The 10,979-nt window shown below is 63.1% G+C and carries 11 protein-coding genes; 8 read left to right on the forward strand and 3 right to left on the reverse strand.

What is annotated here, in order from left to right; all coding sequences use genetic code 11:
* Positions 1–9 precede the first annotated feature (9 nt).
* Positions 10–693, forward strand: a complete 684-nt coding sequence (locus tag VQ044_RS09225) for a fumarylacetoacetate hydrolase family protein (protein WP_327646849.1) — start codon at positions 10–12, stop codon at positions 691–693.
* A gap of 135 nt (positions 694–828) precedes the next feature.
* On the opposite strand, the gene VQ044_RS09230 is transcribed toward VQ044_RS09225, so the two are convergent.
* The gene (locus VQ044_RS09230; protein ID WP_327646851.1) at positions 829–2,265 is read right to left on the reverse strand and encodes an MmgE/PrpD family protein; all 1,437 of its coding nucleotides are present in this window, start codon (positions 2,263–2,265) and stop codon (positions 829–831) included.
* 122 nt (positions 2,266–2,387) lie between these two features.
* The gene (locus tag VQ044_RS09235) at positions 2,388–2,822 is read right to left on the reverse strand and encodes a hypothetical protein (protein ID WP_327646853.1); all 435 of its coding nucleotides are present in this window, start codon (positions 2,820–2,822) and stop codon (positions 2,388–2,390) included.
* 332 nt (positions 2,823–3,154) lie between these two features.
* Between VQ044_RS09235 and VQ044_RS09240 the strand changes: the two genes are divergently transcribed.
* Entirely contained in the window at positions 3,155–3,892 is a 738-nt protein-coding gene (locus VQ044_RS09240) for an outer membrane protein (RefSeq protein ID WP_327646855.1), read from the forward strand.
* A 191-nt stretch (positions 3,893–4,083) separates the two neighbouring features.
* Here VQ044_RS09240 and VQ044_RS09245 read toward each other — a convergent pair whose 3' ends face one another.
* Entirely contained in the window at positions 4,084–4,272 is a 189-nt protein-coding gene (locus tag VQ044_RS09245; RefSeq protein ID WP_327646856.1) for a hypothetical protein, read from the reverse strand.
* Between the two features lie 679 nt (positions 4,273–4,951).
* On the opposite strand from VQ044_RS09245, the gene VQ044_RS09250 reads away from it, so the two are divergent.
* The 6 genes from VQ044_RS09250 (at position 4,952) to VQ044_RS09275 (ending at position 10,937) form a co-directional block, all read left to right on the forward strand.
* Positions 4,952–5,545: a tyrosine-protein phosphatase gene (locus tag VQ044_RS09250; RefSeq protein ID WP_327646858.1), complete on the forward strand. Its 594-nt coding sequence runs from the start codon at positions 4,952–4,954 to the stop codon at positions 5,543–5,545.
* Positions 5,542–6,219, forward strand: a complete 678-nt coding sequence (locus tag VQ044_RS09255) for a response regulator transcription factor (RefSeq protein WP_327646860.1) — start codon at positions 5,542–5,544, stop codon at positions 6,217–6,219. The genes VQ044_RS09250 and VQ044_RS09255 overlap by 4 nt, the downstream gene beginning before the upstream one ends.
* Positions 6,206–7,642 carry an ATP-binding protein gene (locus tag VQ044_RS09260; RefSeq protein ID WP_327646862.1) on the forward strand — a complete coding sequence of 479 codons (1,437 nt, stop codon included), beginning with the start codon at positions 6,206–6,208 and terminating at the stop codon, positions 7,640–7,642. The genes VQ044_RS09255 and VQ044_RS09260 overlap by 14 nt, the downstream gene beginning before the upstream one ends.
* A 244-nt stretch (positions 7,643–7,886) precedes the next feature.
* Positions 7,887–8,678 carry a COG4705 family protein gene (locus VQ044_RS09265; protein WP_442872895.1) on the forward strand — a complete coding sequence of 264 codons (792 nt, stop codon included), beginning with the start codon at positions 7,887–7,889 and terminating at the stop codon, positions 8,676–8,678.
* Positions 8,679–9,577: 899 nt separating this feature from the next.
* Positions 9,578–9,979: a PepSY domain-containing protein gene (locus VQ044_RS09270; protein ID WP_327646863.1), complete on the forward strand. Its 402-nt coding sequence runs from the start codon at positions 9,578–9,580 to the stop codon at positions 9,977–9,979.
* A gap of 307 nt (positions 9,980–10,286) precedes the next feature.
* Positions 10,287–10,937, forward strand: a complete 651-nt coding sequence (locus VQ044_RS09275) for a DedA family protein (protein WP_327646865.1) — start codon at positions 10,287–10,289, stop codon at positions 10,935–10,937.
* The last annotated feature ends 42 nt before the right edge of the window (positions 10,938–10,979 follow it).

A 10,979-nucleotide genomic window follows, 5' to 3' on the forward strand; every position in this document is an offset into this window, starting at 1 on the left:
AAATCGCCCATGTCCCACGTCTTCACGCCCGCCGCGATCCCGGCGCTTCCGGTCCGCGGCTCCGCCGATACGTTTCCTGTCCGGCGGGTCTATTGCGTCGGCCGCAACTACGCCGACCATGCGATCGAGATGGGGCATGACCCCAACAAGGAAGAGCCATTCTTCTTCCAGAAAAATCCTGACAACCTGACCACTGGCGATACCTTCCCCTATCCCGGCAAGAGCTCCGACGTGCATCACGAGATCGAACTCGTCGTCTGTCTCGGCAAGGGCGGCGAGGAGATCCCGGTCGAGGACGCGCTGTCGCACGTGTATGGCTACGCGGTCGGTCTCGACATGACCCGGCGCGACTTGCAGGGCGTGGCCAAGAAGCTGGGCCGGCCATGGGAAGTTGGTAAGGCGTTCGAGGACTCCGCGCCGGTCTCTCCGGTGGCGCCGGCCTCCGAGATCGGCCATCCGGATGCGGGCGCGATCTGGCTGAAGGTCAATGGCGAGACGCGCCAGAGCGGCGACCTCAACCAGATGATCTGGAAGGTGGCCGAGTCGATCTCCTACCTCTCCGGCCTGTTCCGGCTGGCGCCCGGCGACGTCATCATGACCGGCACGCCGGCCGGCGTCGGTGCCGTCAGTCGCGGCGACGTGCTCAAAGGCCACATCGACGGGATCGGCGATCTCAAGGTGACCGTGGTCTGATTTCCCATCGGGACAGACAAGCTTACATCATTGTTTCGGCGGCCGGGTCTTCGGCCGCCGAAACGTTTGCGGACGGCATTATCGCGCAAATCGACGGAGCCGGCGCGCGACGCCCCTTCCGTGCGCTCCGACCGGTCAGGCGCCCAGAGCGGCCGTTAGGCCGTCGACGCCTGTTGCGGTATCGAGGGTTGCGACGAGGTCGATGATCGCGTCGCTTTTGTCCTTCGGCCACCCGGCGAATTCGGCGCAGCCACGGAATTTGTCGGCTACCTCGTCGTAGCTCATCGGGTTGGCGGGCGAGCCTTTGCCGAAATCGGCCCGACCGGAAATCGTCCGCCCATCCTTCATGTGGATGTCGATGAGCGTCGTCATCTTGGCGTAGCCGGCGGCTTCGGCCTCCGGATGCACGGCGAAATGAATCCGTTCGATCAGCGCCCGCACATCATCGCGCAGCACCGTCTCGTCGGTGAATTCAGGAAGGTTTGCCCGCCCGTCGAGAAGCAGGATTGCCATGCAGAATTCCATCGAGAATTTTGCCTGGAGTTCATTCCGGGGACGACGGTGAATGAGGGCGTTCTGCATGTTGTGGTTGGTGCCGACATCGACCCGTTCGACGTCCTCGGCCTTGATGCCGTGCGCGGCGATCAGCGCCAGCATCTCGGTCATGCCGGGATGGGTGAGGGAGCCAGACGGGTGCGGTTTGATCGAGATTCCCGGATCGGCGAAGCTCCAGGGCGCGCCGAGCTTGCCGCGAATGGCGTTGAGATCGTAGCCGCCGCCATGCGCCTGGAAGAAGCCGCGGGGGGCCTCGAGGATCTTGTCCGTCGCGCTCCATCCCATCTCGGCGAAATCGCAGGCGACGACGCCGGATTCCGACGAGCGGCCGGCATGAAAGGGCTTGGTCATCGTGCCGAAATTCTCGCGTAGGCCGGCGCTCTGGCTGCCGGCGATGGATAGCGCCCGCTGCAGCGTTTCCTGGTCGAAGCCCCTGAGCTTGCCGGTGGCCGAGGCGGCGGCGAAGGTTCCGCAGGTGGCGGTCGCGTGAAAGCCGTGCTGATAGTGCCGGGGCGAGATCGCCTCGGCGATCTTGCACTCGACATCGACCCCGACGAGATAGGCCGACAGCAGATCGCGCCCGCTCAGCGACCGGGTCTCGGTCTCGGCGAAGGCGGCCGGCAGGCACGGCGCGGTCGGATGGGTGAGCAGGCCATAGACGCGATCATGGGCGACGGCCAGCTGGGTGTCGTCGTAATCGTCAGCGTGAATGCCGACCCCGTTGGCGAAGGCGGCAAAGCGCGACGGCACCTTGATGGCGGTGCCGATCACACTGGCCGTACCGGCGCCGGCGACATCCCTGAGATGCCGCTGCACATAACGGCCGGACGCCGCGACCGACCCCGACAGCGCCAGGCCGAACCCGTCGAGGATCGACTTTTTGGCAAGGTCGACGACCTGCGAGGGAATGGCGTCGAAGCCGGTATCCAGAACGAAGGCGGCGACCTCGACCGTCAGTCCTTCGCCGACGGAAGGGTCGTTCTGCGGCGTGAAGTGGGTGGGCGTGCGCTGTTCCATGGCAGAACCTTCGTTCGTGGGAAGCGCCGGCGCCGTGGTGTGGCGCGATGTCGCCAGCATGGCCCGAGCGCTCGATCGCACCGGCGCGGTGCCTCACCGGCATCCTATTCTCACCTTTGCTATCAAGCCATATTGTCGATTGTCAACAATACGGCGGAGAAAGGAATGATCGGGGAGGGGGCTCTGTTTTCGGGGAGCGGCACCGTCGGGGGCGAGGAGCCCCAGTCGAAGCTCCTGCCGTTCCATTGGACCGCGCCCCGGCTGCCGCCATGGGCATACATAGAGATGGCCGGGACGCGGCCTCCGCCGACCGTGACGTCGCCGCCGAGCATTTCATGGGCGAGTTGTAGCAGGGGCCCCCGGCGGAGGTAGAAATTCACCGAACAGACCTGCATGCCGCAGAATGCGCTGCGGCCGAACTGGCCACCGCTTGTGCAGGAAATCGCCTCATGGGCAATGATCAAATCGTTGCGCCCGTCGCCGTCGAGATCGCGTTCGATGACGCCGGCCGGGTCGATCGAGCCGCGCCCGCCTTCGCAGGCGCTGGCGATCTGCACCTTGACGAGAAAGGCGGCCGCTTTTGAGCGGCGTCCGCGGGGGCAGTGAGTGCGAGGAGCAGGGCGAGGGACGATAGCAGGCGGATCGACACAGAGGCATCCTTCCGCAACGGAATAAATTCAAAATCTGCCGGATGGCCGCAAGGAAAGCAATCACGAGATGTCGGCTGGACGACAGCTGTCGCCCGGAACGCAAAGCAGACCCACGTCGGCAATTGTGGCGCTCTCGCCACAATTGCCGAGAACGTCGGACTTGGCGGCGAAGCGGGCTTGGTGGATTTGCCTGCCGCGCTTACGGTCCGGCGGAATCTTGTCCGGTAGGGGAATAGATAATGGGTGTGAAGTTGTTTGCCGCTTTGACTACGGTCACGTTGATCGCGTCGGGGGCCAATGCGGCGGACGTCGTCACGGTAACCGACACGACGCCGGTTTTCGAGCCGGCGTCCACCTACAGCTTCTATCTCGGGCTGAAGGGCGGCGCCGGGCCGATCATTGGTGACAACGACTTCACGTCGGCGCCGACCCCTTTCCGGGTAGAGCGAATCGACGGGTCGATCGATTACGACACCGGCTATGCGATCGCGGTGGAGGCGGGCATCTATCTGACCCCCAACTGGCGCGCCGGCGTCGAATTGGCCTATGCGAGGATGGAGCCGGAAACGCTGAACCAGGGCGTGTTCGCGCCGTTCCGCGACAGTTTGAACGGCGATATCGAGGCCTATAACGTCTTTGCGGAGACGGCCTACGAGTTCGGGCCGTTCGGCGTATTCCGCCCTTATGTGAAGGCCGGGGTCGGTGCCGTCCACATTTCGCTCGACAACGTTACATCGAGCACGACCTTCAACGGTGTGGCCGACGATTCCGATACCGTTTTCGCAGGTCGGATCGGCGCTGGCGCGGCGATCGCGCTGTCCGAACGGTTTGACCTGATCGCCGAATACGACTTCACTTACGGTCAGGACGCCGAGTTCGAATTCACGTTCCCGACCTTTCCGGGAACCGGCACGGCGCCGTTCGAGGTGGAAGTTGCCGCGCACCGGGTTCTGGCGGGTATTCGCGCCCGCTTCTAGGCGCCTGCGAGCCGCTGCCGCCCGCCGTAATAAGGGCGGCGGGCATGGCGGCGATGAGGCTTGGAACCACGAAACCGCTCAAGGCCGGTTATAGCGCCCCATTGCAAGGACGACACTTGCGTCCGCCCGTCGGAAGCCATCTCCGTTCCTGATCCCCGGAGCAAGTCCGGCGACAAATCATGCCGGCGGCGTCAGGAATTCCCGGTGTCGCGGCCGTCCGGCTCCTTGGAGACGCCCTTGAACTTGCCCTCCGACTGCTTGACCTCCATGAACTCGCCGGTTCGCTCGTCGCGCTTTTGATAGGTGCCGTCCTTACGCTCCATTTGCGTGCGGCCGGTAACGGAGCCCTTGCGATAGCCTTCGCCGGTGTTGGTCGCCATGTCGCTCTCCCTTGGTCCGGCTGGGCGCCGGATTATTTCCCCGATTGCTTCGATGAGAGGAAACGCCGCAGACGTTACTTTGTTTCCCCCGAGAGGATTGAATTCGCCGAACGCGTAGACCCCGCGGTTCCCATGGCGGCGCGGTTGCAAAGGGTCGTCAGTGGCGCTCACCTGACTTGAGCCGGCCGTCGCCAACTTTCGGTCCAGCCCGAGAGCGGAGATTTCCATGGCTGAGCAGTCGGCTGCTTGGCGGCGGCCGAAACGCCGCAGATCCGCATCTGGGAATCCCCATCGGTGGCGCCTCTGAGAGGGTGGGCGAAAAGCAGCTGAGCGATATCAGCAGGTTGTGACACCTACGTTGTCGAGGTGACCTGGGATGATCTCGCTTGGCTTGAGCCTAGGCAGGCAAGCCCAACAACCGGCGCATGCCCCCGACTGCCGCTGCCGACTATACGAATTCGTATAGCCTGGGACAGTTGCCAGTGATTTGGGTCGCCTAGTGGAGTCGGAGCAACTCCGGACTCCTCATGCGCAATTCCAGAACTCTCTTTCGCGTCTTAGAGTCCGTTTCGAAACTCACTGCGGCGGGTTCAAAGGCCCCTCGGATGGTCGCTCCGCAATGACATGATACCCGATTTCCGCGGGTTTGGGCGTCCCGGGTGAACCATGGAGGCTGGTCTTGGCAGGGTTTCGAAACGGCCTCTTAGCCCTTGCCGCGGCCATTCTCGTTGGTCCGCCGGCGGGCTATGCCGGCTATCTTCTGGCGACCGGCAATGTTCATACCGTCGAGCCTGAGATTCTTTATCGATCAGGCCAACTCGACGACGACGATCTCGAGGCCCTGATCCGGCAAAAGGGCATTCGGTCGGTTCTCAACCTGCGGGGTGTCCATCCGCTGGAAGCATGGTCGCGCGAGGAAACGCTGGTGGCCGCGGAATACGGCATCGACTATTATGCGGTTCCGATCTCCGCGCGGAGCGTTCCGGACATGGCAACAATGACGAGGATCGCCCGGATCATGAAGGATGCGCCCAAGCCGATTCTGGTCCATTGCCAGGGCGGCGCCGATCGCAGTGGCCTGGCATCGGCCATTTTCGAGTACGCGGTGGTCGGCGATACGGCCACGGAGGCTGCGGATCAGCTCTCTTGGCGATACGGTCATTTCCCGTGGTTCGGAAGCCGGACCGCCGCCATGGACAACGCGTTCGCGCTGTTCGCAGCTAAATGGTCCTCCGAACAGTCCGCAAAGGCGGGTCAGAAGGCGCGGCCATGAAAATTCTTTTGATCGAAGACGACCAATCCACGGCCGATTACGTTGCCGGCGGACTCGGTGAGGACGGTCATGATCTCGACCATGCCACTAGCGGGCCGACAGGACTGGAACTGGCCTGCACGCGCGAATACGATGTGATGGTCATCGACCGCATGCTACCGGGCCTGGATGGACTGTCGATCGTCAGGGCGCTGCGTTCCTCGGGCAAGGACACGCCGGTCATATTCCTGACCGCGGTCAGCGGCGTGGACGATCGCGTGGAGGGTCTGGAAGCAGGCGGGGACGACTATCTCTTGAAATCCTTCGCCTTTTCCGAGCTGATGGCGCGTATCCATGCACTGGGACGACGGGCACCCAGCCGTAAGGAGGAGGCTGTGCTGAAGGTCGGCGAATTGGAGATGAACCTGATCGCCCGGACGGTCAAACGGGCCGGGGCGGCGATCGAATTGCAACCGCGCGAGTTTCGTCTGCTCGAATACATGTTGCGCAATCGCGGCCGTGTTCTCACCCGCACCATGCTGCTCGAACGGGTGTGGGATTTCCACTTCGACCCCAAGACCAACGTCGTCGAAACCCATGTCAGCCGGCTTCGCGCCAAGGTCGACCGCCCGTTCGCGACTGAAATGATCCGAACCATTCGCGGATCAGGTTACGTCTTGAATGCCGCTTCCTGAGCAGTTCCGCACCACGTCGTTCCGGCTGGCGATCGGCTACGCGATTCTGTTCGTCGCATCCGTGCTCGTCATAATGGGAACCACCTACGTCGCAGCGACCTCGGAGATGCAGGGGATCGTGCGATCCTCGATCAACGATGATATGGCGGCGTTTCGCAGGGCGCTTGTCCAGGACGGCCCTGACGGGCTGCGCTCCGAGGTCATCGAGCGATCGGAAAGCGCGGCCGACGACCGCTTCTTTTTGCTACTCGGTCCCGATGGCGAAGTCCTCGCGGGCAATATCGCGGCAAGTCTGTGGACCGGTGGATGGGCGGACCGCAAGCTCGCCGATGGCGACGTTACGGCGAATGCCAATCTCAAGCTCGCCGCGGCCCAAAATGCCGACGGCGAAGTCCGGCTGTTCAGCTCCGGGGAAGTCCTCGGACCCTACAGGGTGCTCGCCGGCCGCAATTCCCATCTGATCGACGAGACTCAGGAGATTATCCTCGCGGCGCTGCTTTGGGGGTGCCTCGCCACCACTTTGCTGGCGCTGATCGGCGGCTACATCGTCAGCATCGGGCCGTCGCGCCGTGTCGATGAGATCGCGGCGACGACGCGCCAGATCGTCTCCGGCCGTCTCGACCTCCGTTTGCCGGTTTCGCCAAGGCGGGACGAACTCGACCGTTTGGCCACCGACATCAACGGCATGCTGGCGCGGATCGAGGTACTGATGCAAAGCCTCAAGCAGGTGTCCACTGATATCGCCCACGACCTGCGAACGCCGCTGGCAAGACTGCGTCAGCGTCTGGAAACGGCGCGACGGAAGCCCCGGGGCGCGTCGGAGTATGAGCGGGCGATCGACGGCGCGGTCGAGGAGACCGATGCGATCATCGACACCTTCAACGCGTTGCTGCGGATTTCGCAGATCGAAGCCGGAGCGAGGCGGGCGAAATTCGGCTTGGTGGATTTGTCCGGTCTCGGCGAGAAACTCGCCGACGTCTACACGGAGGTCGCTGTCGATGCCGGGCATCGGCTGTCAACCGACATAGCCCCGGGCGTTTCCGTTGAGGGCGATACCGATCTTCTGACTCAGCTGATCGCCAATCTCGTCGATAACGCTATCAACCACATACCCTCGCCGGGACGGATCACACTGGCCCTGCGACAGACACCCTCCGGTTCGGTCTTGGAGATCGGCGATGACGGGCCAGGCATTCCGGAAGCCGAACGCGACAAGATCTTCCGGCGTCTCTATCGGCTCGACCGTAGCCGCACGACACCGGGCAGCGGCCTCGGCTTGGCCTTGGTCGCGGCCATCGCCGAGCTCCACGGCGCGACGGTGGAGGCCCTGGACAATCGGCCCGGCCTGTTGATGCGGGTTGGTTTCCCGCCACCGCCAAAATCGGCCACATCCGCCGCCGGCGAAGATTGCGAAACGGTATAGCCGGAGAAAAGCGCTCTCCAGCCTGACCTCCTAAGACCGGTGTCGGGCGGGAAGGCTCTCGAGAGGGGCCGGCAACGTCTGCCGTGTGTCGCTTTCCAGTATGTCGGTCCCGCCCATGGAGACACTAGCGGTTGCCGGATTCCGGATCGCCTACGCGCTCTCCCCAATCCGTCAGCGCGACGCCGAAAGCCTCGCGTGATCCTGCGCGCCATCCGGCGCAACGTCCTTCGAAGGAGACAGACCGTTGGAAACCCAAAGAAGCCTCACGCGGGAAATGCTGAACAAGGTGCCGGCGGTCACGCTCGCATTCTGGGTGATCAAGATCATGGCTACGACCGTCGGCGAAACCGCCGCCGACTTCCTCATCTTCAATATCGGCCTCGGCCTTGTCATGACGTCCCTGATCATGGGCACGCTTTTGTTGATCGTCCTTTTCTGCCAACTCAGGCTGCGGGAATACGTACCGACAAGCTACTGGCTCGTCGTCGTCCTGGTGAGCATTGTCGGAACCCTGGTCTCGGACTATCTCGTCGATGATCTCGGCATCACTCTCGCGACCACCACGATACTATTCGGAACGGGTCTGGCACTGGTTTTTGCTGCCTGGTATGCGAGCGAGAAGACGCTTTCCATCCACTCGATCTTCACGACGAAGCGCGAGTTGTTCTATTGGGCGGCGATCCTCTTCACCTTCGCTCTCGGCACCTCGGCGGGGGATCTCGTCGCGGAAAGCGTTGGCTTGGGTTACGGCACGTCCGCGGTGATCTTCGGTGCTCTGATCGCCGTCGTCTATCTCGGTCACCGTCTGGGCGTGGGCGCGGTGCTCGCCTTCTGGGTCGCCTACATCCTGACGCGGCCGTTCGGAGCCTCCATGGGCGATCTTCTGTCACAACCAGTGGGCAATGGCGGGCTCGGCCTTGGGACGACAGGGACCAGCGTTCTGTTCCTGATCACGATCGCCGGGCTGGTCACCTACCTCACCATCACGCGCGCCGACCGGATCAAGACGTCGCAGGTCGTGGAAGTAGACGCCTAAATCACGATGCCGAATGGCGAATCGTCCCTGCGGGAGGCTGCAAATATCGCCACCCGATCCGAGCCAATCGGGTGGCGATGCGCTGCCGAGAATACGCTCCGCGGTGCCACGCCGCTTCTCTTGGTCGTGCTTGGCAAACATTCGGGCGAGGAACGCTTGTCGGACGGCTGATCTTCCGCATCGCGTCATTACAAAACCACAACCGCCCGGCCCGCCCACCGTAATATTCGAGTCTTATCTTCTTCCTCAGAGCGGATCATCGCTCCCACAGGAGGACATCATGAACACGTTCAAATCCGTAGCTCTATCTCTCATCGCAGCGGGTGCCATTGCGGCACCTCTCGCCATTGCGACGCCTTCGATGGCAAACGACCAAAGCGTCTTGACCCAGGGCTCCCATCGTGTCGACCGACAGCAGATCGCCGGGCGTTTGACGGCGCGATTCAGCCCGGCCGATCGCACTGACGCGGCGGCATCGGCACCGCGTCAGTGCGAGAATGTCGAGGCGCACTATGCGGCAGCGAATAAGGCCAATCCGGGTCTGGTGCCCGGGGATGCGTCGAGCTGGGAACAGTGGGCTTCCGACCAGCGACAGGCGATCGCATCGGGTCCAGTCTGCTCATGACATTCGCAGAAGCGGGCCGGCTCAGCCCGGCCCGCCCCACGGCGGCCTCCGCCTGCGCTGTCCGAAGGAGCAGGCGCTAGGTGATTGCAGCGAGCCGCGGATGTCGTCGCTCCAAAATCGGAAGAATCAGGCCGGCATTGTGCCGGCCTGATTCGTTTGGCCGCCCCAACTCGCATACCGATCCGTATAGTCGCGGAGCTTTCGAGGTCATGTCCGCTCACCACCTTGAGATCGACCGGGCAATCACGCCGGTTCGATCAAAGGGAAAATCAAGATGCAGACGATGAAACGCACGAGCGCCGCGATCCTCGGCACTGCCATGCTTTTGGGTGCCGGCGGTGTGGCCATGGCGGCCAAGCACGACAATGGCGCTGAGACCAAACTGGACCTCTCAAAGGTCACCAGCGCCAAGGTAAACCTTGCGCAGGCCGTGAACGCCGCCCAGAAGGCCGCTGGCGGCAATGCCGTCGACGCTGGACTGACTGACGAGGCCGGCCAGAACGGCTGGGAGATCGAGCTCGCCCAAGCCGACGGTACGATAAAGACGGTTCTCGTCGATATGACGAGCGGCGCCGTCGACCAAAATCCCAAAATGGAAAACGAGAAGGACGAGCAATCCGGCGCAGCCGACCGGGAGGAGTCCGAGGACGGCGAGGCAGGCGAGGGCGGCAAATAGGCCGGTCTACGCCTCGCCAACCACATGCGGCCCCCCGACGCGTTCGGGGGGCTTTCATTTGCGGGAGTCGGTCAATCCAAAATTGTGAACTATACGGAAGCGTATAGTTTCGGACATCTGACCACGAACACGGGTTGCTATCGAGGCCGGGATCGCGCCACGGCCGGCAGAACGCTAATGTGGGCGTCGGGATCGTGCCCCGTGCCCTGTCGCTCGAAGGGCCAGACCCGTCGTCGCCATGTCTTCTCGGTGGGCGAATTGTTTCATGGACCCGCGGGGTCCGTCCAAGCCGACCGGTGACGCAGACATGACGCAGACCATCGTCGATTTGATCTCCCAACACACGCCGACAGCGCTCGCGGTCGTCTTCTTCGTCAGTCTGGGCGAAGCCCTGTTCCTGATCGGCCTGTTCATTCCGAGCACCGTCGTCCTCGTGGCGGCCGGGGGGCTGGTGGGAGCCGGCAAACTTCCGTTCCTGCCGATCCTGCTGCTAGCCAGCGCCGGCGCCGTGGTCGGCGATGCGCTCTCCTTCTGGGTCGGCCACCACTTCAAGGGGCGGCTGCGTTCCGTCTGGCCGTTCAGCCGCTATGGCGCGCTGATCGACAAGGGCGAGGCATTCTTCGGGCGACATGGCGGCAAGAGCATCTTCATCGGCCGCTTCGTTCCCGGCGTGAAAGCGGTCGTGCCGGGCATCGCCGGCATGGTGGGCATGAACTTTGGTTGGTTCAGCGTCATCAACGTCGTTTCGGCGTTCGCCTGGGCCGGCGCTCACATCATTCCGGCCGCCGGTATCGGCCGCGGCCTGTCCCGGGTTCATAGCTTCGATCCACGTCTTGCGATCCTCGGCGTCGTTCTGCTGGCGACGCTCCTCGTCCTCTATTACCTAACATTACAGTTGCTCTTTGGATTTGAGATGCGCTTGTCGAGCTGCGGCTTGGTGGGCGCGTCGCCAAGTTGACCAAGCAATGACGTGGGCTGGTCGGATTTGGCGCTGAGCCAG

Origin of the sequence: Aurantimonas sp. C2-5-R2 (assembly GCF_036549495.1) — a bacterium.
In the GTDB taxonomy this organism is placed as follows: domain Bacteria; phylum Pseudomonadota; class Alphaproteobacteria; order Rhizobiales; family Rhizobiaceae; genus Aurantimonas; species Aurantimonas coralicida_A.

Coding starts and splice junctions, on each gene's coding strand:
- VQ044_RS09240 (WP_327646855.1), top strand. CDS start 3,155: ATGGGTGTGAAGTTGTTTGCCGCTTTGACTACGGTCACGTTGATCGCG.
- VQ044_RS09225 (WP_327646849.1), top strand. CDS start 10: ATGTCCCACGTCTTCACGCCCGCCGCGATCCCGGCGCTTCCGGTCCGC.
- VQ044_RS09275 (WP_327646865.1), top strand. CDS start 10,287: ATGACGCAGACCATCGTCGATTTGATCTCCCAACACACGCCGACAGCG.
- VQ044_RS09230 (WP_327646851.1), bottom strand. CDS start 2,265: ATGGAACAGCGCACGCCCACCCACTTCACGCCGCAGAACGACCCTTCC.
- VQ044_RS09255 (WP_327646860.1), top strand. CDS start 5,542: ATGAAAATTCTTTTGATCGAAGACGACCAATCCACGGCCGATTACGTT.
- VQ044_RS09245 (WP_327646856.1), bottom strand. CDS start 4,272: ATGGCGACCAACACCGGCGAAGGCTATCGCAAGGGCTCCGTTACCGGC.
- VQ044_RS09270 (WP_327646863.1), top strand. CDS start 9,578: ATGCAGACGATGAAACGCACGAGCGCCGCGATCCTCGGCACTGCCATG.
- VQ044_RS09260 (WP_327646862.1), top strand. CDS start 6,206: ATGCCGCTTCCTGAGCAGTTCCGCACCACGTCGTTCCGGCTGGCGATC.